The sequence below is a fragment of the Providencia sp. PROV202 genome, assembly GCF_028479565.1.
In the GTDB taxonomy this organism is placed as follows: Bacteria; Pseudomonadota; Gammaproteobacteria; order Enterobacterales; family Enterobacteriaceae; genus Providencia; species Providencia zhijiangensis.
In genome coordinates, this window is the sequence record NZ_JAMPNV010000004.1 from 231574 (window position 1) to 257992 (window position 26419).

Below are 26419 nucleotides of genomic sequence, written 5' to 3' on the forward strand. Positions count from 1 at the left end.
AATGCCTGACGAAACAGCGGTACCTTTACAAACCGAGGTGTCCTTGCAGGCACCACCTTCACAAATTGATTCGGCGCACACTCAAAAGCCTTTTTTGACCAGCACCGTCAACAGCGAAGGTCACTCCGCACAAGCTATCAACCAAAATGATAGCTTAGCGCAGATTTCAGGTGCACTTGGTGGGATCATTTTACTGATCTTGCTGGGTGCGTGGCTGTTTAAAACGTTTGGGTTTGGACGTAACCCACTTGTTAAGCAGCAACTGATTAATGTGAAAGGTCGTTGTACTCTCGGTGGCAAAGAGCGCGTTGTCGTGGTGGAAGTGAATAACGAATATTTAGTGCTGGGCGTCACATCACAATCCGTGAATTTGCTGCACCAGTACCCTGCACCATTGGAAAACGATGTAGTGAACTTTGCCTCTGAACCGTTAACGTTTCAGTCGATTTTCAAGAAAAAACAGGATGCTGCTAACGCTGTGGCACCTGAAAAACAGTAACCGGAAGCGCCTATGTCACCTTTAAAATCTGCTGCCATTATCAGCGCTCTGTTACTTGTTCTGCCACAATCTGCCTCTGCGGCATTACCTGCCGTGATCAGCCATACATTAGCCGATGGTGGTCAATCTTGGTCGTTACCCGTTCAAACTTTGCTGTTTTTAACCTTGCTGGGTTTTATCCCCGCAATGTTGCTGATGATGACCAGTTTTACCCGTATTATCATCGTATTAGGGTTACTCCGTAACGCCCTTGGTACGCCGTCTGCGCCACCAAACCAAGTGTTACTGGGCTTAGCTTTATTTTTAACATTCTTTGTGATGTCCCCAGTTGCCGACCAAGTTTATCGGGAGGCGTATCAACCTTTTAGCGAAGATAAAATTAGCCTAGAAACTGCATTAGAAAAAGGCACAGCGCCACTGCGTACCTTTATGCTAGGACAAACCCGTGAATCTGATTTAGCGCTCTTTGCCCGCATCGCCAAAGTGGGTGATATCCAAGAAGCCAAAGATGTGCCGATGCGTATTTTAATTCCGGCGTTTATTACCAGTGAATTAAAAACCGCGTTCCAGATTGGTTTTACTATCTTTATTCCATTTTTGATTATCGACTTAGTGGTTGCCAGCGTATTGATGGCACTGGGGATGATGATGGTGCCACCTGCGACGGTTTCCTTGCCATTTAAGTTAATGCTATTTGTGTTAGTCGATGGCTGGCAGTTGCTACTCGGTTCCCTTTCCCAAAGCTTTTTTAATTAGGAGCACACATGACACCTGAATCTGTAATGGCAATGGGAACAGAAGCGATGAAAATCGCATTGATGCTGGCGGCGCCTTTGCTGTTAGCCGCACTGGCAGCGGGTTTGATTATCAGCTTGCTGCAAGCAGCGACCCAAGTTAACGAAATGACCTTATCGTTTATTCCTAAGATTTTATCGGTGATTTCGGTATTAATCATCGCAGGACCATGGATGCTGAACCTGCTTACGGACTATATCCGCACGTTATTTAGTAACTTACCGTTTATCATTGGCTGATCATGTTAACCATTACCAGCGAAACGCTCACGCTATGGTTAAGCCAAGGTTTTTATCCTTTTGTTCGCCTATTAGCTCTGTTTGGCACCGCCCCGTTTTTTAATGAAAAACAAGCTATCAGTAAGGTACGTATCGCCCTCGCCTTTTTCACTGTTTTAGTCATTTCCCCACAATTACCTCTCGCAACTATCCCTCTATTTTCAGCTATGGGATTATGGGTCTGTGTTCAACAAATTGTGATTGGTGCTGCCATGGGATTGACCATGCAGATGGCTTTCGCCGCGGTACGTCATGCAGGGGAAGTGATTGGTTTACAGATGGGATTGTCATTCGCAACGTTCTTTGACCCGACCGGCGGCCCTAATATGCCGATCCTCGGACGAATTTTAAATTTAATCACGTTGCTGCTGTTTTTGTCGTTCGATGGGCATTTGTGGCTGATTTATATTCTGACGAACTCGTTTGAGCTGATCCCTATTCAAACCGCGCCCTTGCACCGCGATGGTTTTTGGGTGTTTTTACAATTTGCTAATACCATTTTTATCAATGGGTTAATGCTTGCCCTGCCGTTTATTACGCTGTTTTTAATTCTCAACTTGTCCCTTGGTATTCTAAACCGAATGACGCCGCAATTATCTGTGTTTGTGGTGGGCTTCCCTCTCACATTAACTATCGGTATCAGCATGTTGGGGCTGATTATTTCTATTCTTCCACGCTATACAGAACGCCTGATCCATCAAGCGTTTGAGCAGCTGTCGTTAATGTTTAATTTGTGGGTTTGAGGTTTGATCTAACCATCTCAAACGACATATTACTTCGTTCTTCTATTTCATAAGTACTGAGATATTTATTTCATAAGTACTGCGATATTCTGGATCTTTTGTTCATTCACCATACAACTCTGCATAAGTTTTGTTCTGTCCCTCAAGTATTACGATGAATAATGGCCAAACCATCTACTCTATTAATCTATTGTTTATTAATTTATTAAAAAGTTAAACCCAGTGACCTTAAAAGAGAAAAACGAAAATGCGGATTGGAATGAAAAAAATCGTGCAAGAAAAATCAGAAGGAAAAACTGAAAAGAGGTATAAAAAATACTGGGAAGAAAACCCGCACCCGATACACATGCCACTGCTACAGGGTGCGGTAAAAATCAATTAACGGCCGCCAAATAATGACATGCTGTTCAGATCTTTAAAAATATCTTGAGAAGCTTGGAACATCGCCTTCTCTTTATAATAATCCGTTGTGGTCGCTGTCCAGTTCGTCTCTAACAACTCACTTTTACGCGCCGCATTCTGGATAGAACGGGTATCCGCTAAGAAATCAAGTTTATCAATCTCTTGCAGCTGTAAACCTTGTTTCGCTTCGATATTGGAGATTTGATCCAATGCCGCTTTAATGCCACGGTTAGCCGCGTCCATACCCGCTTGCGCTCTGTCTAAATCCGCTTGCGGTGCATTTTCTTGTGGAATGCCCAGCGCTTTGATGCCTTCGTTCAATGCTTTAAATACATTGACCATACCCGTACCATCGGTTTCAAACACTTGTGCGCCCGTGAAATAGGTAGTCATTTCACGCTCACTCGCGACATTCTGAGTGATTGGCTTATCGCCACCGTGGTACAGCACTTCACCATCCGCATCAATTTCAAATGGTGGCTTATCAGATTTAAAGCCCGCAAAAATATAGCGACCATTACCGTCGGTGGTATTGCCCAGCGCAACTAATTGCTCTTTCAGGCCAGTCAGTTGCTCAGCTAGTGAATTGCGGTCTTTATCACTTAAAGCGCCTTGGTTAGAAGCTTGAATGATGGTGGTATCGATTTGCGTCGTGACATCCGTCATTTGCGTCAGGATGCTCATTTGCAACGTCATACCAGTTTTCGCAAAACCGCGGCTGGCCACATATTGTTGGTTGCGGTTTTCAGACTGGTTAATACGCACCGCTTGAGATGATGCCTGCGGGTCATCTGAAGGCTTGTTTACACGCTGCCCTGAAGCTAATTGACTACCCGCCTCCATCCAACGAGATTGAGCGCCATTCATGTCCTGTAAGCGTTGGTGGAAAATCATATTCGTACTTAAACGCATCGCTTAAATCCTTATTAAATTCTGATTAAAACCCAGTGTTTTTGATCACTCAAAACGCCATCAATTAGAACGCACGCATTAATGCATTAAATAAATCATCAACCGTCTTTAATACCTGAGCATTGGCGTTAAAGAATTGCTGGATTTTTTGCATCTGAATGCTCTCTTCATTCATGTTAACCCCCGAAATTTCTTGCTCTTGGCGATAGAAACTTTCGGTCATTTTGTTCTGGGTTTCAGAATCAATTTGCGCTTGCTTAGTACGACTTCCCACATCATTGACTAATGTTGCGTAGAAATCAGAGAACGTCGAGCCACCATCAATCAATTTTTGGTCTTGCAGCTTAACTAACTCTTTAATATTTTCGTTGTCACCCGGGCCACCATCTTTACTGCCTGCTTTTGCAAACTGCGAAGACTCGGTTACCAGCGTTGACATCCCGTTAACCACTCCATTCATCGGTTTAACGACGAAAGTGTCTCCTTGTGCAGGAGAATTGGTCGTGATTTTGAGTTCAATACCTTCAAATTTCAGTGAACCTGGAGTGCTAGTATCAACTTTAACGTCAACGCCATCCGGTAAACGGGTTACATTCCATTTGCCACCATCAAAACGCATTTCATAGTTTTTGCCCGTCACTTGAGAAACATCGCTGTAACTCAAATCAAAGTCAGTTTTACCGGTATTGAAGGTGTTGCTGACCACAGAGCCTTTACCAATCGCGAAAAAGTCTTTGCCAGTTTCGCCATTAGAATCAAAACCTTTTTGATGAATTTCATTAAATTTAGTCGCGAAAACTAACGCTAATTTATTGATTTTTTGATAAGCAGGGTCGAGCACTTCTTGGCGTGAACGTAAAATACCGCTCAATTCACCGCCTTTGAATGCTTCGTCAGGGATTTCACGAACTTGGTCATTTGCCCCCACAAAACCAATGCTAAAACGGCTGTCATCTTTTGAGGATGGCACTGCTTCTAAACGGTTAGCTTTTTCGCCAGTAACCAGCGGTAGCCCGTTGGCAAAGGTCACGTTATAGTTGCCATTTTGTTCGATAACTTTAACGCCAATCAACGAGTTAACTTCATTCACTAAGCGGTCACGGACATCCAGCAGATCGTTAGGCTCTGAGCCACTGACGGAGCGCACACGTGCAATTTGTTGGTTTAATCCCGCAATTTTTTCTGCGTAGATGTTGATATCTTTCACCTTATTTTCAATTTGGCGGTTAATATCACGTTCCATCTCTTGCAGTTGTTTATCTGCTTCTTTGAATTGAGAAACTAGCGCGTTGGATTGCCCTAAGAAAACGTCAAGCAGCGTTTTGTCGCTCGCGTCACTGCTAGCTGTATCCAGCGCTGTAAAAAAGCTACCGATGCTACCAGACAAGTCTTCGACATTGTTTGTCAGTAGGTCATCCACTTTGTTGCAGTTTTTCACATACGCTTCGAAATCACCGCTACGTGCGCGGGATTGGCTGTATTGCGCATTAACAAATTCATCAAACTCACGGCGAACATGGCTGAAATAGGTGCCGTTACCAAAATAACCATTAGGTGTCATCGTACCGGGATTCTCCCCGAAAACAGCACTTTGGCGGTGATAGTAACCTACGCCAGCGTTCGCTAAGTTGTTAGAAATAACACTTAACCCGCCTTGCGCAGCGTTCACACCACTGAGCGCATTATTCATTACATTGTTCAGCATAAGCTTTTCCTATTCTTGGGACTGAGCGCTTTGATTGGCTGACTCAATCTCAGCGCTAGCCACTCAAAATTTTTCACTTATTTATTTATCGGAAAATTGGCGCAAATGTTTAGCGCAAACTTTGATTTATTAAGATGCTTTAAAAGATATCGTTTAAGTCGATGTTATAAGCTTGAATCGCCCGTGACGCCGAGGTATTCGCCACACTGCCCGAACCACGAATCTGGTTAATTAACGTGATCAATTTGTCTGAATATCCAGGGTCGGTCGCATACCCTGCTTTATGGAGGCGACGTGCTGCAATTTCTGGGGTTGCGGCGTGTTTAACATCTTTATAGCGAGGATTTTCCGTTAACAGGCTAATATAGTCGGAAATCGCCTCTTCATAGGAGCCATACACCCGGAAATCATCGCGCATTTTGATGGTTTTGCCGTTGATCACTTCCGTGGTCATAATATTCGTGACCGGTCCTTGCCAATTTTTACCCGCTTTAATACCAAATAAGTTATGGCTGGTTTTACCTTCCGCAGTCAGAATTTCTCGTTTTCCCCAACCACTTTCTAACGCCGCTTGCGCCAGAATTAAGAAATGGGAAATACCACTTTTTTCACTGGCATTTTTAGCAGGCTCAATCAATTGATTGATAAAATTGCTGCTATTGAGTGATAAGGATTTGATTTGCTTGAAAGGTGATGCCAGTGCATCCCCCATAGCAGGGGCGAATCGTCGTACCATTTGCTCTAACGCGAACGGTGGCAACGATTGCAGATCCTGCTCATTGAGTGGCATAAAAGCGCCTTGTGAGGGTGAGCTTGGTGATTGGTCACGGGTCAGTTGCTGATACATCATTTCCCCAAAACCAAGCCCTTTTTGGGCAAGGTCTTGAGCAATTTGTTGGTCATACATACTGGTCATCATGCGCGTTTGGTCGCTGGAGAACATGCCATCCTGCGGTAATGCAGAACGCATGCTTTTGAGCATCATTTCCACGAATGTTGCTTCCAGTTGCTGCGTCACTTGACGCAGCCCTTGTTCCGGCGATTTGTTTAACTCGCCTTTTAAACTGGTTAACGACTGGACATCATACGCAGCCCCTTGTAATAACTGCATATCGCTCATTAGATGATCTCCAGTTTCGCACGTAGGCAGCCCGCACTTTCCATCGCTTGCAAGATAGACATTAAATCTGTTGGCGTTGCCCCTAAGGTATTGAGCGCCTGGATAACTTGGTTAAGTTGAACGCTTGCATTCACTTTTTGCAGCGCCCCACCTTGCTCTTTCACGCCAATATTGGTGTTACGAGTGACCACCGTTTGTCCGCCAGCAAATGGCGTATTGGGTTGGTTAACTTGGGTTTGACGGTCAACTGTCACAGCTAAGCTGCCATGCGCGACCGCACAACTATCCAACGTCACACTGCGGTTAATCACCACAGAGCCAGTGCGTGAATTCAGAATAACTTTGGCTTCTGCCATCGGCGTACGTACGTTCAGCTCTTGAACTCGCGATAAAAAGCGGACTTGGTCCGTGTTATTTGCAGGAACGAGTAATTGAACAGTTCGCGAATCTAATGCTCGAGCAGAACCCACTCCTCCCAGACGGTTAATCGCATCTGAAATGTCTTGCGCTAATGCGAAACTGTCTTCGTTAAGTTGCAGGTTGATAGCACCACTTTGACCAAAGCTACTGGCAAGTTCACGTTCAATCGTTGCACCATCAGTAATACGCCCACCATTAAGCTGGTTGACTTTTACACTGCTTCCACCCGCGCTAGCCCCTGCTCCGCCAACTAAAACATTACCTTGCGCCATCGCGTAAATTTGCCCATCAACCCCTTTTAATGGTGTCATCAGCAAGGTACCACCACGTAAGCTTTTTGCGTTACCCATCGAGGAGACAACCACATCCACCGATTGACCAGAGCGACCAAATGGCGGCATCTTTGCCGTGACCATAACTGCTGCAACGTTTTTCAACTGCATGTTGGTTCCCGCTGGAACGGTAATGCCCATTTGGGACAGCATGTTATTTAAGCTTTGAGTGGTAAATGGCGTTTGCATGGTTTGGTCACCCGTTCCATCCAATCCGACCACTAAACCATAACCAATTAATGGGTTATCTCTCACCCCTTGCACCGTGGTGAGATCTTTAATTCGTTCGCTGTAGGCAGGAGCAACAAATAGGCTCCCGAAAAGGCAAACAAATGAAATGAGAACGAATAATTTGTTTTTCATTGATTTTTCTCGGCTATTAGCTGACGGATATTCACTTAGTAAGGGGATACATTTAAGAAAAAGCGCTGTAGCCACCCCATTGTTTGGGACTCGTTGATATAGCCATCACCAACGTATTCAATCCGAGCATCAGCCACTTGCGTGGAACTTACATTGTTATCTGCGCCAATCGTGCGCGGGTTTACCACGCCGGAGAAACGAATAGATTCCGTTCCCTGATTAATCGCAATGCGTTTTTCACCCACGACATGTAAATTGCCATTTGCTAATAACTGGTCAACGGTCACGGTAATTGTGCCTTTAAAGGTATTATTGGCATTTGCGCCACCTTTGCCGTTAAAGTCGCTGTTTCCTTTCACATCAATTTCTGTGTTGCTACCGCCTAACCAACCTTGCATAAACCCAGGCAGAATCGCTGCCAAGAATCCGGTTTTTCCGCTACGGTTTGCATTTGCAGACGAGTTTTTACTCGCACTCACGTTTTCTTGTAAGTTGATCGTTAAGATATCGCCAACATTACGAGGCCTTCTGTCTTCAAATAGCGGCTGGTAGCCGTAGTAAGCAGGTTGAGCACTCTGAAAAATAGCACCGTTAGGAGCGGGTGCTGTGGGTGCAGTCGGTACTGCACTGGTTTGTGTGTCCACCAGCGGGCGTGGCTTAATATGTGCACAGCCATTTAATGTGACCGCCACTGCCGCAACCAAACAGACGGATTTTGTGGTCTGTAACACTGTTTTTCTCCGCTTAGGAACAATACCGTTTTCAATCATCATGCGACTCTTTTGCTACTGGATACCTTTGTCATCACGAAAGGCAGTTCACGATGTTATTCATGAACTGCCATCCTTACTTACAGCTGTGTCAGACGTTGCAGCATTTGGTCTGATGCAGAAACTGCTTTGCTGTTAATTTCGTATGCACGTTGAGTTTGGATCATGTTCACCAACTCTTCTGCAACGTTAACGTTTGAGGTTTCTAACATGCCTTGATACAGCAAGCCCGCGCCGTTGGTGCCCGGAGCACTCTCATTCGGTGCACCTGAACTTGCGGTTTCCATGTACAGGTTTTCACCCATGCTTTCTAAGCCAGCATCGTTAATAAAAGTGGTTAACGTGATTTGACCGATTTGCTGTGGTTGGTTGTCTCCATACACGGTGACTGAAACCGTACCATCGCGGGCAATACTCAAGCTGTTGGCGTTTTCAGGGATCATGATCGCCGGAACCACTTGATAGCCACTCGATGTCACTAACTGGCCATCTTGGTTACGCTGAAGCGCACCATCACGGGTGTAAGCATCGGTACCATCAGGCATCTGAACGTGTAAAAAACCTTGACCTTTAATGGCGATATCCGTGGTCGTGCCGGTTTTGTTCAAGTTACCTTGGCTATGAATACGTACTGTCGCCACTGGGCGCGCACCGGTACCCATTTGTAAACCTGATGGTAATGAGGTTTGTTCTGAACTCATCGCACCCGGTTGACGGATGTTTTGGTACAGTAAATCTTCAAATACCGCACGTTGGCGTTTAAAACCGTTGGTGCTGACGTTTGCCAAGTTGTTGGAAATTACGTCTAGGTTTGTTTGTTGAGCATCAAGCCCTGTTTTTGCAATCCATAAAGAGCGGATCATAGTCATTCCTTACTAACAATTGCCGTCCAGCGGCTAGCTGTTAGTGATTAGCTGATCGTAAGTAGTTGATTGGCACGCTGCGCATTTTCGTCTGCGCTGTGGATCACTTTCATTTGCATTTCAAAATGGCGAGCATTGGCAATCATGGAGACCATGGCTTCAGCGGCATTGACGTTACTGCCCTCAATCACCCCAGAAGTCACGACAGCACGCTCGCTCATCGGTAATCCCTCTCCATTCGCTGCTTGCGCCTGAGGGGATAAATGGAATAATCCATCTTCACCACGGACTAAGTCTTGCGGCTGCGCTTCAACCACTTTGAGGCGGCCAATCTGTCCCAACATGGTTGGTGGATCGGTTGCCAGCAACGCGGTAATGGTGCCATCGTTACCGATAGTTAATTCCGCATTCGGTGGCACGTTAATAGCACCGCCATCACCTTGTAACACGCGCTCACCAATCATCAATTCACCGTCTGGCGAAATTTGAATGTTACCGTTGCGGGTATACGCTTCAGTGCCATCGCCTAAAGCGACTGCCAAAAAGTGTTTATCATTCAACGCAACATCCATCGGTCTACCGGTATAGTTCAGTTGACCTTGGCTCATATCCGCACCGGGTGTTGATGCGACAACTAACGTACGCGTCTGCTCGGTATCACCATGAATAGGCACTGCACGCATCGCTGACAGCTGAGCTTTAAAACCCGCCGTTGAAACGTTCGCAATGTTATTCGACACAATACTTTGGTTTTCAAGCGCATGACGCGCCCCGCCCATTGCGGTATAAATGACATGATCCATCGCCAGCCTCTAGGATTAACGTAAGTTAACCAGTGTTTGTAACATCTGGTCTTGGGTCTTAATGGTTTGGGCGTTGGACTGATAGTTACGCTGCATCACAATCATGCTGATCAGTTCTTGGCTCATATCCACGTTGGACGATTCCAGCGCACCACTGGTTAATTTACCGAATTGACCTACACCCGGAACGCCATCCATTGGGTTACCAGAAGCATTTGATGCAGCCCAGACGTTACCACCTTGGGAAACTAAACCATTCGGGTTAGCAAATGCGGATAACGCAATTTGACCCACAACGCGTTTTTGTTGGTTGGAGTAGTTAGCAACAATCAGACCGTTATCTTCGATTTTGAAGGTGGTGTATTCACCCGCAGGGTAGCCGTTAACATCAATAGCACTGACTGAAGATTCGCTCACTTTTTGTTGACGGGTTTTGCCCAAATCAACTTGTAGAGTACCATCATTCGCACCATTTAAGCCTTTGAATGGGAAAGCAAACGTTGTTGGTAATTGAACCGTAGTATCTGGGTCACCAGGGTTTGGGCCTTTGACAACTTTTTCAGTCATTAGCTTACCGTTACCGTCAAATTCTAGCTCCCCCAGTTTTTCAGCTTTAGTTTCACTAGAATCTTTAGCGTATGCACTCCATTTGTTATCTGCATCCTTCACAAAATAAACAGAAATTTCATGGGTGTTACCTTGGCTGTCATAAGCTGTCATGGTAGTGCTGAAGTTATATGTCGCGATATCATCAGGCTTGTTTGGATCAAAAGGCTTATCTTTAACTTTATCTTCTGAGTTCAAGTTAATCGTTAACTTAGCTAAATCAGATTGCTTCGCATCCATCATATCCGTTGGGATATTCATGCCAGCCGGAACACCACCACTTTGTACTGTGATATTGCCTTTCTCATCCACGCTTGCCGGATATCCAGTCACTACCATGCCTTGGTTGTTGACTAAGTTACCGCTTTTATCACGCAGGAATTGACCGTCACGGCTGTAATAAACATCACCGTTTTGGTCTTGAACACGGAAAAAACCGTTACCGGAAATCGCAACGTCGGTTGCTCTATCAGTACGGGTAATTGGACCATCTTTGAAGTTTTGAGTGACGGCTGCAACGTTAACACCTAGCCCAACACCGGAGCCGGCAAACATATCAGCAAACGAGGTTGTCGCCCCTTTAAAACCGTTAGTTGCGGAGTTGGCAATGTTGTTACCAATCGAGTCTAGCCCCGCTGATGCTGCATTTAAGCCACTGACTGCTTGTGAAAAAGACATATTTTCTCCATGAATATTTGGGGAATAAAAGTTTGGGGAATAAAATTAAGATGCGGGATACACTTTAAAGATGCTGCTTAGTGGCACGCTTTGCCCTATTCCAACATCCAGTAATGGTGCATCTGAGCCAGGTGTGACACCATTGACTCGGGTATAACCGAGTTTGGTGACCTCAATTTCAGACCCCATCCTGACGGCTTTCACATCAAAGAAATATTTACCTTTCGGATCGGCAACCACATTGCCGTTGTTATCGCGACCATCCCATGCCATATCGTAAATATCGGGTTTCACTTCTGAGTCATAGGTGATGGTACGGACGACGGTGCGGTTTTTGTCTCGAATGGTAATTTCAACGCTATCGGCCATCTTCGGTAGGAAGAAACCAAATGGCGATGAAATGTAATCGGTTTGCGGCTCTTCAGTACCGTCCCCGCCTTCATTACCTTCTGTTGCACCAAAATTACTGAGCCCAAAATTAGATGGGCTATTCGCGCTAATCACATCATCAGGTAACGGGTTAGCCGGCTTAGCCACATTGCTATTTTCGCCGTTGCTCTCTTTTTTCAGTGGCGCAAGCACAATTTCATTGCGCGGGATAAGCACCCCTTTGCCCACTAGTTGCGTCGCCTGTAATGACTGTCCAGACCCAATTTGTTGCGAAATTCCGGTAACGCTATCGCTGAGTTTATTCATACTCTCAAGCGTGGCTATCTGCGCCAATTGCCCCGTTAAATCCGCGTTATCCATTGGTTTGGTCGGATCTTGGTTCTGCATTTGCGTGACAATCATGGTTAAAAATGTGTCACGCATATCATCACTTTGACTTTTCTTTGGAATGTTACTCGCTGCAGCTGCAGGTCCAGCAACTGTGTTATCCAAAGAATCATTCATTGAGGCAGAAATTCCCATTGCGCGTCTCCGTTACTGACCTAGCGTTAAGGTTTTCTGTAGCAATGTTTTAGCGGTATTCATGACTTCTAAGTTGGCTTGATAGCTACGCGATGCGGAGATGGTGTTGATCATTTCACCCACGGTATCGACGTTAGGCATCTTCACATAGCCCTTTTCATCTGCAAGAGGATGACCGGGCTTGTATTCCATACGCGGGGGAGCGGGATCTTCGATTAATTCACTCACACGAACGCCACCGACTTGGTTACGACCTTGTGGTGCCATTTGAAAAACCACTTGCTTCGCGCGGTATGGTTCACCATCAGGACCCACCACACTTTCTGCGTTCGCCATGTTACTCGCACTAACGTTTAAACGCTGAGATTGCGCGGTTAATGCAGAAGAGGAGATATCAAAAATACTGAGTAAACCCATAACCCTTACCCTTGTTGTAGAACGGCCAACATACTTTTGACTTGGCTATTGATGAATGTAAGATCGGCTTGATATTTCAATGTGTTATCAGCAAATTGGCTGCGTTCAACATCCATATCAACCGTATTTCCATCCATTGAAGTTTGATAAGGCACGCGATATTTCAGATCCAGTGCAGCAGGCTTCATATCATGGCCTTCAATATGTCCTTTGGCTGTCACTGCCAGTGAAATACCCTTTCCTTTCACCACGCCTTTATCCATCGCTTGTTGTAATTGACGATTAAAATCAATATCACGCGCTTGATAACCGGGGGTATCCGCATTGGCGATGTTAGAAGCCAAAACAGTCTGTCTTGCTTCTCTTATGGACAAAGCCCGTTGCTGAAAAGCAAAGGTGGCATCTAATTTATCAATCATGGTTTCCTCAATGGATTTCAGTTAATTCCTAATCGATTTAGACGAAAATTAAGAATCTTTTAATTGCAGTTTTTATAAACGCAAAGTTTGAATATAGAAATTCGATGCTCATATTAGCTGGCAGATAAAAAATCTAATGGCGAGATAAAGGCAAAATAATTGACCTATTTGCCTCATTCATTATTGACGATGTAGGTAAACTTCAAGGGTGAAAAGGTATTGGATGAAAAAGGAAATGGGATGATAAAAACTATTTTTTCAATTAAATATATTTTAATTATCAGTATATTAAACCTATTTTCTTTTTCTGTGCAAGCATCTCTTCCACAAGATATTGACCAGTATTTCCGTAAAATTCATGGAAAACAAAATAGCGTTTCAATTGAAATAAAAACCCCAATTGATAAATGGCCAAATTGTGATAAGCCGCAAATTGGCTTACCCAGTGGGGGTCGTAATATGGGGAATATCTCATTGCCAGTGCAGTGCGATAAGAAAAAACAGTATTTACAGCTGACGGTGAATGTCACCGGGCAATATTATGTTGCTACCCGCAATATTCAGCGGGGAGAAACCATTGAATTTGTGGATATTGGCACCAAAAAAGGGCTTATTCATCAATTGCCATCTGGGGCATCTACCGACAAAATGGCACTGCGTGGTACGTTAGCCCTTCGCAATATTACTGCTGGGCAGACGTTTACTCGCTCAATGGTTAGGCGCCCTTGGGCTATTAAAGCGGGTCAAACCGTGTATGTATTTGCTACTGGCAATAACTTTTCCGTTAAGTATGAAGGCCGAGCCATTAATAATGCTGCGATGGGTGAGAATATTCGGGTTCGACTCATCAATGGGCAAGTGGTCAATGGTGAAGCTCAAGAAAATGGCAGTGTTCAAGTGGCGCTTAACTAGCTTAATTTAAAATTAAATCATCAAGTTATAGCGTGATAATTTTCTGTTTTTGAAGCGAATTACAGGTATAATTTTTGCAATTCGTCTGAAGTAGTTAAATATGCAGTTAATTATCAGGATTTACATCGCGATTTAAGTAAAATTACTTATCTCGCTGGTAATTTGAAAACTAACCGAATATTAAAGGTTCACTAATATCTGCCGATAACCTTCTATATCAAAAATATCGGGAACAGGAAAAATACTATGGCTATTGAGCAAACATCTGCAATCTCTGCCTTGACTCAGGTCACCACTCGCGATCCACAAGAAACCGCAGCGCTGGTTCGTGAGAAAAAAGTCTCCGCAAATGAAGCCGTTAAAGAAAGCACTTTTGCACCGAGTGAGTTACAAAAGAAATTACTTCAGCCTCAAGCTTCTGATATTGATGTGACTAAAGTTGAAAAAATCAAACAAGCCATTAAAGACGGCACGTTAACTATGGATGCAGGTAAAATCGCTGATGGCATTTTACGTGACGCTCATGAATGCATGCTTTCTATGAAATAAACTGAACGACTATGAACGACGAATTATTACTCCTATTAGAACAGCAGCTTGGTCATTTGCAGTCACTGGAAATTGTGATGAAAAATGAAGAGCTATTACTGGGTTACCATCGTGTGCCACCTTCTCCATTTCAGGAAACAACGGAGCAAAAGCGTTTTTTAGTTGCCGCTATCAGTCATGGCGAGAACCACCGTTTACGACTGGAAGAGCAAGCAAAAATCGTTGCGCCGTATGAAGGTAACCCAGCGCTTAGCCACACTTGGAATACAATTAAAGACCTGACGGCTCAGCTAAAAGATTTAAATTATCGTAATCACCAAATGCTTCAACTGCATATTGAGCTGAATGCACAACGTCTAAATTTTGTGAAAAAGCATAATAATCAGTCAACTTACGGTGCTGACGGCTTAGAATCTAAACGCCCTGCGTTAGGAAAGAAAATTTCAATTTAGATTTCTGGCTAAACCTATTTTCCTCACCCCCTATTTTTATCTGGTTAAATGATCAGAGTCTTTTTGGTTTATTAAACTCAGCCTTTTGGCCGATTAAATTTCGCTTTTCTTGCTTTTATTCTCACCTCAATACATTTCACAACCTCTCCATCTGTAACCCCGATTTTTTCTAGCCCTTTAACAAATTCCAATAATTCCTTCAATGTGTCTGTTATGTTATTTACACTATGATTATGTATAGATATCGATGCACTTTAATGATTAATATCTAGCATTTTTTGGCTCATATTCGTAAGACTTGATGCCGTTCGCACCATTCGGTTTAAAGTCCGCAAAGACCTTAACGGTGCTTTTGTATAAAACTGACGCGCAAGAAAATAGGCAGTGAGTGAGGAGTTATGCGCTCATCTCACTACACTGCCTATTGTGATATTTATTTGTGTTTCGTTAACTTGAAATCAATCGACTGTTTATGACCCGCTGATCATTGATGTCATTCTAATCTTACGGTGATCTGACATTTCTAAATTGGACATCACCACTAACTGCGGCAAGCTACGACGCAGGAAGCGGGATAAAATCAGTCTCAGTGCATGATTCACTAACAGCACCGTTGGTGCGCCCATGGCTTCTTGATGCCCCACCGCCTCTTCAGCTTGAGTTTGAATAAACTGGGCTAAATTTGGCTCTAAACCACCACCATTCTTCGCAGCTTGTAGCAGGATTTGCTCCAACTTCGCATCCAACCCAATCACTTGAATCTCTTCAGCGCTACCAAACCATTGCTGGGTAATAGCACGTCCTAGAGCAATACGCACCTGAGAAGTGAGGTAATCGGTATCTTTTTGTTCACCATTTTCACCCGCCATTTCAGCCAGCGTCTCAATAATGGTACGCATGTCGCGGATGACCACATCTTCCATGAGTAGGTTTTGTAAGACGCGGTGCAAGATGGTCAGAGAAATGGTGTCTGGGATCAGGTCATCCGCCAGTTTTGGCATCTCTTTTTTCACGCGGTCATACAACATTTGGGCTTCTTGACGACCAAAAAGCGTGCTCGAGTATTGCAGTAAGATTTGATTGAAGTGCGTTGCTACCGCGGTACTTGCGGAAACAACGGTATAACCTTGAATTTGAGCTTGTTCGCGCAAGTCATCGTCAATCCATACTGCAGGTAGACCAAATGCAGGCTCTTTAGTCATATCCCCTTGTAAGGTTCCCGCCGCATTGCCTGGGTCAATCGCTAAGTTGCGTCCTGGTTGAGCTTCTCCGCGCCCCACCTCAGCCCCTTTGATAAGAATGCGATATTCACATGGGGATAATTCTAGATTGTCGCAAATATGCACTACTGGAGGTAAGTATCCAACTTCCTGAGCAAATTTTTTACGTAGCCCACGAAGTCGACCCAATAGCTCCCCTTGCTGATCGTTATCAACCAGCGGAATTAGGCGATAACCGACTTCCATTGCCAGTAAATCTTCTAACTGCACATCATCCCATGTGGCTTCGACCACTTTATTGGCCTCTTGGAAATGTTGCGCTTGACTATCATCCATCGTTTTTTCTGGATTGCGAGCACGTTTTACCAGATACCACCCTAATGCAGCCAATGCCGCGGTGAACAGTAGGAAAACAAAGTTAGGCATCCCCGGAATAAGTCCAATCAACCCTAATACCCCAGCACTGAGCCACATCACGCGCGGGTTATTAAACAGTTGAGTGACCATCTGCTCACCAACATCTTCATCAGTTGCAACGCGAGTGACGATAACCCCCGCTGCTGTCGAGATAATCAATGCTGGAATTTGAGCGACTAGACCATCACCGATGGTTAATAAGGTATAAGCGCTCGTTGCATCACCGAGGGTCATATGGTGCTGGCCTACACCGATAATCAAACCACCGATGACATTTATCACCATGATCATAATTCCGGCGACGGCATCACCACGGACGAATTTACTCGCACCGTCCATTGAACCGTAAAAATCGGCTTCTTGGGTCACTTCTGCTCGGCGTTTTTTCGCTTCATCATCATTGATAATACCGGCGTTTAAATCGGCATCGATGGCCATTTGCTTACCCGGCATTCCATCAAGCACAAAGCGAGCGCCTACTTCGGCGATACGCCCCGCACCCTTGGTGATAACCATAAAGTTAATCAGAACCAAGATAATGAAAACGACAATACCAATGGCAAAGTTACCGCCAACCAAGAAGTGACCAAAGGCTTCGACAACGCGCCCTGCGGCATCCGGTCCAGTATGACCATCTAGCAGAATGATACGCGTTGAAGCGATATTCAAAGATAGGCGCAATAAGGTTGCGAACAGCAAAATGGTGGGGAATGCGGCAAAATCCAATGTCCGTTTGGTGAACATCGCCACTAACAGCACCATAATGGACAGCGCGATGTTAAAGGTGAATAGTAAATCCAGCAGGAATGCCGGTAATGGCAGAACCATCATCGACAGAATCAGTAATATCAGCACGGGTCCAGCGAGGATTTGCCACTGAGTTCCTTGTAAATTTTTCGGCAATTTTAAAAGTGTAGCCAAATTAGCCATCGCGATTGTTATCTCCAGCAAAATCCAGCGTCGGTGGCACTGGTAAATTTTTCGGTTTCTTTGGTTTCAGGCCACCTTCACGACGCCAGCGGCGTAATTGGTAAACCCATGCTAAAACTTCTGCTACCGCTGCATACAGCGCAACAGGGATACTTTGTCCAATCTCCGCATGGCGATATAACGCACGCGCGAGCGGTGGAGCTTCAAGCTGTAAAATACGGTGCTCTGCACCAATTTCTTTAATACGTTGGGCAATAACCCCCGCGCCTTTTGCCAAGACTTTCGGCGCCCCCATTTTTTTATCGTCATATTTTAGGGCGACAGCGTAGTGAGTCGGGTTGGTGACAATCACATCCGCACTGGGTACATCTGCCATCATTCGGTTACGCGCAATCGCTCGTTGTTGCTGACGAATTTTGGCTTTAATGTGAGGATCGCCCTCTTGTTGCTTAAATTCGTCTTTAATTTCTTGGCGGCTCATCCGTAACTTTTTCAAGTGAGAGCGAAATTGATAAAACACATCAAATGCCACCATCGGGATTAATAGAAAAACAATTAAATAACCCGCAAAAATCACCTTCTCGAGTGCGTTTGCCAACGCCGTTGTCGGTGGTTCCATCACCAAATGGAGTAACGATGGCCAACTTTGCCAGAGAAATATGGACGCGCCTAACCCCACAAACAGTGATTTTAATATTGCCTTAAACAATTCAGATAAGGCATTCATGGAGAAAATTCGCTTTAATCCCTTGATTGGATTTAATTTTTTCAAATCAAACTTAATCAATTTGCTATTAAATAACAATCCACCCACCAATGACGATGCAGAGATCCCCACCAGCGCTAACCCCCCAATGATTGGAAATAGCGCAAATAACGCCTCACTAACTACCCTCCCCAAATAACTGAGCATCAACCCGGTGTTTTGCAGATAATGACCGTCAAAGATAAATCCTTGGCGCATGATTTGTCGTAGCTGGTTTGCCAAATGCCCGCCACTTAGCCACAGCAAACTGACTCCAGCCAACATCATCATGAGGGAGCTTAATTCTTTGGAGCGAACAATTTGCCCGTCATCTTTCGCTTTCTGCTTTTTATGGGGCGTGGGTTCTTCTGTTTTTTCTACATCACTTTCGTCGGACACGTGACTTCCAAAAAATTAGGCTATACGCATAGTCGCTATAGCATGACAGAGTGTAAAAAAATCAATGGTGGAAAATAGACGTACTTCGCAGGGGTTTTTTGGCTATTGAGCAATATGACAACAACTTTGCGAAGCGCTTCGCAAAGAGGTAAATGAAAGGTAAAAAGAAAGAAAGTCAAAAAAGATGACCTAAAAAATCACGTCCTATAATACCCACTCCGTAAAATGGGGTATATTGATAACATCAATGTAAAATACTCTATTTATAGCAGGTGATATTCGTTATGGCTCTGATCCCTAAAAACTATGCTCGCTTAGAAAGTGGGTACCGTGAAAAAGCACTTAAAATTTATCCATGGATATGCGGGCGCTGCACGCGGGAATTCGTTTATTCGAATCTGAGAGAATTAACCGTTCATCATATCGATCATGACCATACCAATAACCCTGAAGATGGGAGTAATTGGGAGTTATTGTGTCTCTTCTGTCACGATCATGAACATTCTAAGTATACAGAAGCCGACCAGTATGGAACGAATGTGGTTGCGGGTGAAGATGCACAAAAAGATGTGGGTGAAGCCACTTATAACCCATTTGCCGATTTAAAAGCGATGCTAGATAAAAAGAAATAATCGCATCCGCATTTTGTTCTCGCAGGTTTGAAATGCTATTCAAGCCTGCGTTTCTTCCGACTGTTAGCCTTGCATTTCCAGCCTTCGTCTCTCTATTCCAGCATTATAGTTTCATTTTTCGGCGCGCTATCCAGCCATTTATCAGAAATTGCATCTTATTGCACACCCTCTACGAAGAGCTAACCAACTATCCTTATCTTTTGGATGTACAAAGTGACATTATTGATGACCTAACAACACGCCTTATCATTCCATTATTTGATACACGTCATCTGCAAGCTGCCCTGCCGATTCGACTTAACCCAATTATTGATATTGAAGGGCAACCCTTTGTACTGATGACTCATTTGATGTCAGCCATCTCTAAATCCATGCTAGGAAAAGAGATTATTTGCATTGAGTACCAAAGAGATAAAATCAAAAGTGCGATAGACCTACTGGCCGATGGGTTTTGATTAAAAATCGCGAATAAAATAATGATGCACAACTACCCTAAATAATTTGAGCCATAGCAAGAAGGCAAACTCAGCCAATAACGCTATAGCTCAAAATATCACGAAGAAGCGAACGAATTAGAAACCTAATTCATCTAACAGATCATCCACCTGCGACTGTGATGCCATCACATTCACACCTTCTTTATTAATCTGAGGACCATTGAGCAGGCTTTCACTTTGAGTTTTCACTCGCATTTCTGGTGGTGTATTTTCCATCAGCAACGCTAATAGCTGTTTCTCTGCTTCTTCAACCACTTCCATCATTTTTTTGACGACTTGACCCGTTAAGTCTTGGAAGTCTTGCGCCATCATGATTTCTAGTAATTCAGCTTTAGTCACTTCGCTATCTTGGATAACTTGTCCCAAAAATGCTTGAGTGGAGCCGCGTAACGCTTCGGAGACTTCACCGGATGCCACTTCTTCCCACTGTTGCTGCAACGCAATCGCATTTTTGTTCATTTCCACTTGCAGCGGTTTGATAACATCAATGCCGTTGAGTGTTTTTTCTGCCGCTTGGGCTGTCATTTGGGCAATATAACGCAGGCGATCTTTACCGTCTGGAATACTTGCTACTGCCTGCTGAACACTTTTCTCAAGACCCAACTCACGCATACTTTCACGTAAGGTTCTCATCAGAGTTCCAATGCGTGTAATGACGTGTTTTAGATCTTCGTTGCCAGTCCCATTACGGCTGCCATTCATTGTTACTTGTTCAATCATCACTGTCTCCTTTACCGCCCGCGATTATTGCAGCCCCATTTTTTCAAATACTTTATTTAATTTTTCTTCGAGGATAGCGGCGGTAAACGGTTTCACAACATAGCCGCTTGCACCAGCTTGTGCTGCCGCAATGATGTTTTCTTTTTTCGCTTCTGCGGTCACCATTAAGACAGGGATATGTTTTAGTGCATCATCACCACGAATGGTTTTAAGTAACTCTAAACCATCCATGTTTGGCATATTCCAGTCTGCAACCACAAAATCAATATTCCCAGCACGGATTTTTTCGAGGGCATCAACGCCATCTTCCGCTTCTTCAATTTTGTTAAAACCAAGTTCTTTTAATAAGTTACGGACGATGCGACGCATAGTAGAAAAGTCATCGACAACCAGAAAACTCAGATCTTTAGCGGCCATAACCACTCCTTCAAAAATACAATGATAAATAAACTGCCACCACTAAACGGTGACAGTAGAAAGTTTTGTTAATACGCTAGGGGCAATTTTCAGTAGATCCAGCACTTCATCTGCCGCATTCATTTCGATTGCGGCACGTGGCATACCAAATACTACACAGCTACTTTCATTTTGAGCGTAAGTGAAAGCCCCTTGTTGACGCAGGTTGAGTAGGCCTTTGGCACCATCCATTCCCATCCCCGTCAACAAAATACCAATACATTTACGTCCGACATGCTTAGCGACTGAGTCAAATAGCACATCAACGGAAGGACGATGGCGGTTAACCGGATCGCTCTGCTCCAACACCACTTGGTAGCCTTTGCCTTTATCGGCAATCAGCATATGTGAATCACCCGGCGCGATATACGCACAGCCTTTTTGTAAAACTTCGTTGTGCTCTGCCTCTTTAACCGTGAGTGCACACAGTTTATTTAAACGTTCAGCAAAAGAGCGGGTGAAGCCTGCAGGCATATGCTGAGTGATCACCACAGGAGGGCACTCTCTAGGCAGCATCTCTAAAAATTGACGGATTGCTTCTGTTCCACCGGTTGATGCGCCCACTGCTATCACGCGGTTGTTGCACACGTATGGCGTCAGAGGTTTAGCTAGAGTCGTCGGCTCTGCGACTTTTTTCTCTGTTCGAGCAAAACGGTTACGCTGCGACATTTTAGACATCGCCGCTGCGCGAATTTTTTCACCGATCATATCGCGATAACTCATCATGGTTTCGCGAATACCAATCTGTGGCTTTGTCACAAAATCCACAGCGCCCAGCTCTAAAGCCTTTAATGTCACTTCAGAACCTTTAGAGGTTAATGTGGATACCATGACGACCGGAATTGGATGTAGCCGCATCAATTTTTCTAAGAAATCAATCCCATCCATTCTCGGCATTTCAACATCGAGGGTAATAACATCTGGCTCCAGTTGCTTAATCAAATCCCGAGCAACATACGGATCTGGCGCCGTGTCGACCACTTCCATATCAGAGTGACTGTTGATAATTTCACGCATCAATTGGCGCATTAGTGCAGAGTCATCGACGCACAATACTTTTATTTTTTTCATTGTCCTCTCCTCGCCGACGCTAAGCTGTAGACGGTCTGCCCATTGATCACGAACTGTTTTGTCAATTGCGAAATATTTTCAGAGTGACCAATAAACAATAAGCCATCCGGCTTGAGCAGTGGCGCAAAGCGCTCTAGCAGTTTTATCTGCATTTCCTTGTCAAAATAAATCATGACGTTACGACAAAAAATCGCATCGAAGCGATGTTGTAATTGCCAATCGCCTTCAGTCAGGTTTAAGTAACGAAACTCAATCATGTTGCTAAGAGCGGGCTTTACGCGAGCAAACCCTTCGTATTCACCCACCCCTTTCATGAAGTAGCGCTGCCGTTGGAGTGCTGTCAGGGTTTTGAGCTCTTCGATTCGATAGATCCCTTGCTTCGCTTTCTCTAATACTTCCGTGTCAATATCGCTGGCAACGACCTTGGCATTGATGGCGTTTGCCCCCAGAACATCACTCACTGTCATGGCGATAGAATAAGGTTCTTCCCCTGTCGAAGAGGCCGAACACCAAATATTGATATTGCTATTTCGGCGGCTTTTTAAAAAATCCGTCAATGTCGCAAAGTGGTGAGGCTCTCGAAAGAATGCCGTTAAGTTTGTGGTCAGTGCATTGATGAATGCTTGCCATTCCGCATTCAACGGTTCACGTTCTAACATTCGTAAGTAGTCAGAAAAATTGTCGATATTACAGTCACGTAAACGCTTTAATAAGCGGTTATAGACCATATTTTTCTTATTCATCGTAAGGACTATTCCAGACTTTTTATGAATAAATCGACAAACCCGACCAAACTCGTCATCAGTCAAAGGTTCTATCTGTGGTACTAATAGCATCGTACTTGTCGTCCTATTCAATAAAAACCGGCGAGGCAGCCGAAAGTGGCTGCCTAACTATCATCGTCTAACTTGTGAATTGTCTAGTTAACCGTCTCACCCCAACTCACGTTATCTAGATTGAGACTTCATTATTCACGCTATTGCGTGGATACCCATTACCGTCTAACTCGGGTGGATTGTTCTGGTAATTCGAAAAACTCCACTGTCTCGACCAGATTATTGGCTTGGTCTTCAAGTGCCGCTGTTGCACTCGTTGATTGCTCTACTAATGCGGCGTTTTGTTGTGTAACAGAATCCATTTGGGTTACCGCAATCGCGACTTGCTCAATACCTCGGCTCTGTTCATTCGATGCAGACGCAATGTTGCCCATCAATTCGGTCACCTGATTAACGGCGGCAACCAATTCATTCATAGTTTGACCTGCTTCATTCACCAACTGAGAACCTTGGTTCACGCGTCCAACCGATTCGTCAATCAAGCCTTTAATCTCTTTCGCCGCTTCAGCGCTTCGCTGTGCTAATGCGCGAACTTCACCTGCAACTACCGAGAATCCACGACCTTGCTCACCCGCACGCGCCGCTTCTACTGCTGCATTCAATGCAAGAATATTGGTCTGGAAAGCGATGCCATCAATAACACTGATAATGGCGCTAATTTTCTGAGAGCTGTTCGAAATTGCAGTCATGGTGTCAATCACACCTTCCGTGATTTCACCGCCTTTGGTCGCCGTACGCGATGCACTTACTGCAAGTTCACTAGCTTGACGGGCGTTATCCGCGTTTTGTTTCACCGTCGCCGTTAATTCTTCCATGCTCGCCGCCGTCTCTTCTAACGAGGCAGCCTGCTGTTCTGTTCTTGATGATAAATTATTATTCCCTAAAGCAATCTCACGAATACCCGTATACATTTGGTCTGTATTAGAACGAATAGAGGTGACGGTTTTTGCCAGTGACTGCTGCATGACTTTTAATTTTTCGAATACATCACCGATTTCATCACGGAAATTAATTTCAATATTCTGATTTAGTTTCCCTTCCGCAACGTGCATAAAGTGTTCACTCATGCTGTTTAATGGTGAAATGACTTTACGTTTTAACCATAGGTGTACAACGGCAATCACACCGAAAATAATGACAATAACGGTGAAGAATGAGACCCATGCAAATTGGTTATAAAATCTTGCATCCGCAATAGAAGCATTACTTTCGTCGTTTAAAACAGAGAGGTAGTTATTAATAACACTGATTAATTCATCTTGGTTTTGTTGTGCAGGCAAATTGATATAGGCCGCAACATCGTTGTTATCAAGATTACCTTTCAATGCGTTTAAGGTGACGACAAAAGCATTAAATTTTTCTTCCAATGCCGCTAAGTTTTCTTTTTCGCTTAGCACTGGCTGAGTTTTGAATTCGTTATACGATTTGTTAGCTGAAACTAAGTAGTTATCGAAAACAACACGGGTTTCTTCGATTAATGGAACGTGGTCTCCGACTTTCATCAGTAAGGCAATTTGGGTCAGGCTATTACGCGCCTGCATTAAGTTTTTACTGGTCTCTTCCAGTAATGCGCGTTTTTTAGAACCCATATCGATTCTTTCTAGCGCTTTTAATTCGCTGTTAACGATACCGACAGAGACGCCGCTTGAGGTTAACTGCATGCCACAAAATAAAATCAGGAGTAAGTATAAGCTCACTGAAATTCGGATATTCTTTCCTAACATATTTAATCCCCTACTTATGCCAGCCAAAAGTTTGGCCCTTTTTTAATTATCGAGCTTAAACATATAAAAGCGCTGCGAGAGAAACTCTCACAGCGCTCGAACAGATTTACCCTTAAAAGGTTTCCCAGTTATCGTCATCTTTATGATTTTTCGATGCGATTTTGGATAAATCTGGTGTTTTAACAATATTAGATACTGTTCTTGGTGCAGGTTGTGCGTTGCGTACTTTTGCTTGATCCATTGCAGGTAAACGGAAAATGGAGATCAACTGAGAAAGCTTAGCGACTTGCTCTTCCAGTACATTTGCAGCAACAGCGGATTGCTCAACGAGTGAGGCGTTTTGCTGAGTCACTTTGTCCATCTCTTCCACGGCAATACTCACTTGAGCAATACCTTTGCTCTGCTCATCAGACGCGGTTGCGATATGCGTCATGATGTCAGTAACACGTGTGACTGAGTCGACAATTTTTGTCATTGTTTCACCAGCATCTTCTGCTTGGCGAGCCCCGACGTCTGTTCTAGAAACAGAGTCTTCAATCAAGCCTTTGATCTCTTTTGCTGCATCTGCACTGCGTTGAGCAAGGCTACGAACTTCATCGGCAACCACCGCAAATCCACGACCATGTTCACCAGCACGCGCGGCTTCAACGGCAGCGTTCAGTGCAAGAATATTGGTTTGGAAAGCAATGCTGTCGATAACCGCGGTAATATCAGAGATTTTTTGCGAGCTATCTGCGATGTTGCGCATGGTATGAACCACGTTAGACACCACTTTGCCGCCTTCTTTTGCAATAACAGAGGCTTGGCTAGCGAACTCACTGGCTTGATGCGCGTACTCAGTGTTTTGTTTAACCGTCGCCGTCAGTTCACTCATACTTGCTGACGTTTCTTCTAAGCAAGCCACTTGCTGCTCGGTACGCGAAGATAAGTCATTGTTACCCGCTGCGATTTCAGTGGTACCCTGATAGATAGTTTCACTGCCATCCAGTACACCACGAACCGTGTTGATCAGCTCTTGTTGCATGTGTTGGGCACCACGCGCTAACTCACCAATTTCATTGTTCGCTGAGGTATCAATTTTTGGCGTTAAATCCCCTGAAGCGAACACTTTAATGCGCTCGATCAGTGTATTTAATGGCTCAGTGATCCCTTTACGTACATAGCGATAGCTAATCACGCTGATCACCGCTAACAGTACCGATAAAATAACCAGTAAATATAGAGATTGACGGTAATTGGATTCTGCATTCACCACTTCATTTTCAAAATCTGAAGAAATTTCACCAAAATAGAGACCAAACTGCTCTTCAAATTTGGCTTGTAGCCCTGAGGTTCTATGCGCATAGAAGCCGTTTAAGTCCCCCTTCTCTGCATATTCCGCCAATTTGGTTAATGCAACACGGTAATCCTCGTAGGATTTCAGTAAGTTATCAAATAACCCCTTATCCACATCTGCGTTTGCCATCAACTTTCTGTAGCTGTCATACGCTTCATCGGCGGCTTTAAATTTACCTTTCGCTGAAGCAATAAGATCCGCAGCAGAAGCATCATCTTTAATGCTTAACTCTTCTAATAAATACGCGTTAATGGAGCGGTTTAAATCAGAACGAGCTTGCAATAAGTTGACCCAGCTTTGAGTCAGAACGAGTCTTTGGCGTTGGAGAGAATTCAAATAATTAATACTGTCGCTGTTATCGCCGAGTTTGGTAAACATCAAACCACTCGATACCAGCTGCAATAAAATAAATACAAAAATAACGGACAAAAGTCCTGATACGATTTTAATTCGACTGTACATGGTGTTTTACTAACATAGTGTTGT

At 44.2% G+C, this 26419-nt stretch carries 29 protein-coding genes; 10 read left to right on the plus strand and 19 right to left on the minus strand.

Annotated elements, in window-relative coordinates; translation table 11 throughout:
- The first annotated feature begins 1 nt into the window (after position 1).
- The 5 genes from fliO to PR799_RS02650 all read left to right on the plus strand — a co-directional run bounded on the left by fliO (position 2) and on the right by PR799_RS02650 (position 2697).
- The gene (fliO, locus tag PR799_RS02630; protein ID WP_272521189.1) at positions 2 to 499 is read left to right on the plus strand and encodes a flagellar biosynthetic protein FliO; all 498 of its coding nucleotides are present in this window, start codon (positions 2 to 4) and stop codon (positions 497 to 499) included.
- Between the two features lie 12 nt (positions 500 to 511).
- Complete coding sequence (gene fliP, locus PR799_RS02635; RefSeq protein ID WP_154628466.1) at positions 512 to 1255, plus strand: flagellar type III secretion system pore protein FliP; 744 nt, start codon at positions 512 to 514, stop codon at positions 1253 to 1255.
- A gap of 8 nt (positions 1256 to 1263) precedes the next feature.
- Positions 1264 to 1533, plus strand: a complete 270-nt coding sequence (gene fliQ / locus PR799_RS02640) for a flagellar biosynthesis protein FliQ (protein ID WP_006657520.1) — start codon at positions 1264 to 1266, stop codon at positions 1531 to 1533.
- Between the two features lie 2 nt (positions 1534 to 1535).
- A complete protein-coding gene (fliR, locus tag PR799_RS02645; protein WP_272521190.1) occupies positions 1536 to 2315 on the plus strand; it encodes a flagellar biosynthetic protein FliR in 780 nt (259 codons plus the stop codon).
- A gap of 259 nt (positions 2316 to 2574) precedes the next feature.
- A complete protein-coding gene (locus PR799_RS02650) occupies positions 2575 to 2697 on the plus strand; it encodes a hypothetical protein (protein WP_272521191.1) in 123 nt (40 codons plus the stop codon).
- Here the strand turns inward: PR799_RS02650 and flgL are convergent.
- From flgL to flgB, 11 genes are all read right to left on the minus strand, one after another.
- The gene (gene flgL, locus PR799_RS02655; protein WP_272521192.1) at positions 2694 to 3629 is read right to left on the minus strand and encodes a flagellar hook-associated protein FlgL; all 936 of its coding nucleotides are present in this window, start codon (positions 3627 to 3629) and stop codon (positions 2694 to 2696) included. The genes PR799_RS02650 and flgL overlap by 4 nt on opposite strands.
- Before the next feature lie 64 nt (positions 3630 to 3693).
- Positions 3694 to 5334, minus strand: a complete 1641-nt coding sequence (gene flgK / locus PR799_RS02660) for a flagellar hook-associated protein FlgK (protein WP_272521193.1) — start codon at positions 5332 to 5334, stop codon at positions 3694 to 3696.
- 139 nt (positions 5335 to 5473) lie between these two features.
- Positions 5474 to 6454, minus strand: a complete 981-nt coding sequence (flgJ, locus tag PR799_RS02665) for a flagellar assembly peptidoglycan hydrolase FlgJ (protein WP_272521194.1) — start codon at positions 6452 to 6454, stop codon at positions 5474 to 5476.
- Positions 6454 to 7569, minus strand: coding sequence for a flagellar basal body P-ring protein FlgI (locus tag PR799_RS02670; RefSeq protein WP_272521195.1), 1116 nt, complete (start codon positions 7567 to 7569; stop codon positions 6454 to 6456). Before PR799_RS02670 ends, flgJ begins: the two co-directional genes overlap by 1 nt.
- A gap of 35 nt (positions 7570 to 7604) precedes the next feature.
- The gene (locus PR799_RS02675; RefSeq protein WP_154628524.1) at positions 7605 to 8339 is read right to left on the minus strand and encodes a flagellar basal body L-ring protein FlgH; all 735 of its coding nucleotides are present in this window, start codon (positions 8337 to 8339) and stop codon (positions 7605 to 7607) included.
- Between the two features lie 80 nt (positions 8340 to 8419).
- On the minus strand, positions 8420 to 9202 hold the full coding sequence (gene flgG / locus PR799_RS02680) for a flagellar basal-body rod protein FlgG (RefSeq protein WP_006657513.1): 783 nt from the start codon (positions 9200 to 9202) through the stop codon (positions 8420 to 8422).
- Between the two features lie 47 nt (positions 9203 to 9249).
- A complete protein-coding gene (locus tag PR799_RS02685; protein WP_154604164.1) occupies positions 9250 to 10005 on the minus strand; it encodes a flagellar basal body rod protein FlgF in 756 nt (251 codons plus the stop codon).
- A gap of 15 nt (positions 10006 to 10020) precedes the next feature.
- A complete protein-coding gene (flgE, locus tag PR799_RS02690) occupies positions 10021 to 11289 on the minus strand; it encodes a flagellar hook protein FlgE (protein ID WP_036951452.1) in 1269 nt (422 codons plus the stop codon).
- A gap of 45 nt (positions 11290 to 11334) precedes the next feature.
- Complete coding sequence (locus tag PR799_RS02695) at positions 11335 to 12201, minus strand: flagellar hook assembly protein FlgD (RefSeq protein WP_272521196.1); 867 nt, start codon at positions 12199 to 12201, stop codon at positions 11335 to 11337.
- A 12-nt stretch (positions 12202 to 12213) separates the two neighbouring features.
- A complete protein-coding gene (gene flgC / locus PR799_RS02700; protein ID WP_036951457.1) occupies positions 12214 to 12618 on the minus strand; it encodes a flagellar basal body rod protein FlgC in 405 nt (134 codons plus the stop codon).
- Positions 12619 to 12623: 5 nt separating this feature from the next.
- Positions 12624 to 13037, minus strand: a complete 414-nt coding sequence (gene flgB, locus PR799_RS02705) for a flagellar basal body rod protein FlgB (protein ID WP_006657508.1) — start codon at positions 13035 to 13037, stop codon at positions 12624 to 12626.
- Between the two features lie 240 nt (positions 13038 to 13277).
- Between flgB and flgA the strand changes: the two genes are divergently transcribed.
- From flgA to PR799_RS02720, 3 genes are all read left to right on the plus strand, one after another.
- On the plus strand, positions 13278 to 13949 hold the full coding sequence (gene flgA / locus PR799_RS02710) for a flagellar basal body P-ring formation chaperone FlgA (protein ID WP_154628455.1): 672 nt from the start codon (positions 13278 to 13280) through the stop codon (positions 13947 to 13949).
- Positions 13950 to 14195: 246 nt separating this feature from the next.
- Positions 14196 to 14498, plus strand: coding sequence for a flagellar biosynthesis anti-sigma factor FlgM (flgM, locus tag PR799_RS02715; RefSeq protein WP_272521197.1), 303 nt, complete (start codon positions 14196 to 14198; stop codon positions 14496 to 14498).
- A gap of 11 nt (positions 14499 to 14509) precedes the next feature.
- On the plus strand, positions 14510 to 14950 hold the full coding sequence (locus PR799_RS02720) for a flagella synthesis protein FlgN (RefSeq protein WP_154628453.1): 441 nt from the start codon (positions 14510 to 14512) through the stop codon (positions 14948 to 14950).
- A 470-nt stretch (positions 14951 to 15420) separates the two neighbouring features.
- Here the strand turns inward: PR799_RS02720 and flhA are convergent, their stop codons facing one another.
- Complete coding sequence (flhA, locus tag PR799_RS02725; protein ID WP_154628452.1) at positions 15421 to 17517, minus strand: flagellar biosynthesis protein FlhA; 2097 nt, start codon at positions 17515 to 17517, stop codon at positions 15421 to 15423.
- Positions 17510 to 18661: a flagellar biosynthesis protein FlhB gene (gene flhB / locus PR799_RS02730; protein ID WP_181478385.1), complete on the minus strand. Its 1152-nt coding sequence runs from the start codon at positions 18659 to 18661 to the stop codon at positions 17510 to 17512. The genes flhA and flhB overlap by 8 nt, the downstream gene beginning before the upstream one ends.
- A gap of 284 nt (positions 18662 to 18945) precedes the next feature.
- Here flhB and yajD point away from each other — a divergent pair, with 284 nt between their 5' ends.
- Together yajD and PR799_RS02740 are read left to right on the plus strand one after the other, a co-directional pair.
- Positions 18946 to 19293 (plus strand): HNH nuclease YajD, encoded by a 348-nt coding sequence (yajD, locus tag PR799_RS02735; RefSeq protein ID WP_154604173.1) that lies wholly within the window; start codon positions 18946 to 18948, stop codon positions 19291 to 19293.
- 32 nt (positions 19294 to 19325) lie between these two features.
- Positions 19326 to 19748: a CcdB family protein gene (locus PR799_RS02740; RefSeq protein ID WP_272521198.1), complete on the plus strand. Its 423-nt coding sequence runs from the start codon at positions 19326 to 19328 to the stop codon at positions 19746 to 19748.
- 117 nt (positions 19749 to 19865) lie between these two features.
- On the opposite strand, the gene PR799_RS02745 is transcribed toward PR799_RS02740, so the two are convergent.
- The 6 genes from PR799_RS02745 to PR799_RS02770 form a co-directional block, all read right to left on the minus strand.
- Positions 19866 to 20510, minus strand: a complete 645-nt coding sequence (locus PR799_RS02745; protein WP_272521199.1) for a protein phosphatase CheZ — start codon at positions 20508 to 20510, stop codon at positions 19866 to 19868.
- A gap of 24 nt (positions 20511 to 20534) precedes the next feature.
- Positions 20535 to 20927, minus strand: coding sequence for a chemotaxis response regulator CheY (cheY, locus tag PR799_RS02750; RefSeq protein ID WP_036951481.1), 393 nt, complete (start codon positions 20925 to 20927; stop codon positions 20535 to 20537).
- Positions 20928 to 20969: 42 nt separating this feature from the next.
- Positions 20970 to 22037: a protein-glutamate methylesterase/protein-glutamine glutaminase gene (locus PR799_RS02755; protein ID WP_154628449.1), complete on the minus strand. Its 1068-nt coding sequence runs from the start codon at positions 22035 to 22037 to the stop codon at positions 20970 to 20972.
- The gene (locus PR799_RS02760; protein WP_154604179.1) at positions 22034 to 22873 is read right to left on the minus strand and encodes a CheR family methyltransferase; all 840 of its coding nucleotides are present in this window, start codon (positions 22871 to 22873) and stop codon (positions 22034 to 22036) included. The genes PR799_RS02755 and PR799_RS02760 overlap by 4 nt, the downstream gene beginning before the upstream one ends.
- Before the next feature lie 158 nt (positions 22874 to 23031).
- On the minus strand, positions 23032 to 24597 hold the full coding sequence (locus PR799_RS02765) for a methyl-accepting chemotaxis protein (RefSeq protein ID WP_272521200.1): 1566 nt from the start codon (positions 24595 to 24597) through the stop codon (positions 23032 to 23034).
- A gap of 112 nt (positions 24598 to 24709) precedes the next feature.
- Complete coding sequence (locus PR799_RS02770; RefSeq protein WP_272521201.1) at positions 24710 to 26395, minus strand: methyl-accepting chemotaxis protein; 1686 nt, start codon at positions 26393 to 26395, stop codon at positions 24710 to 24712.
- Positions 26396 to 26419: the final 24 nt, after the last annotated feature.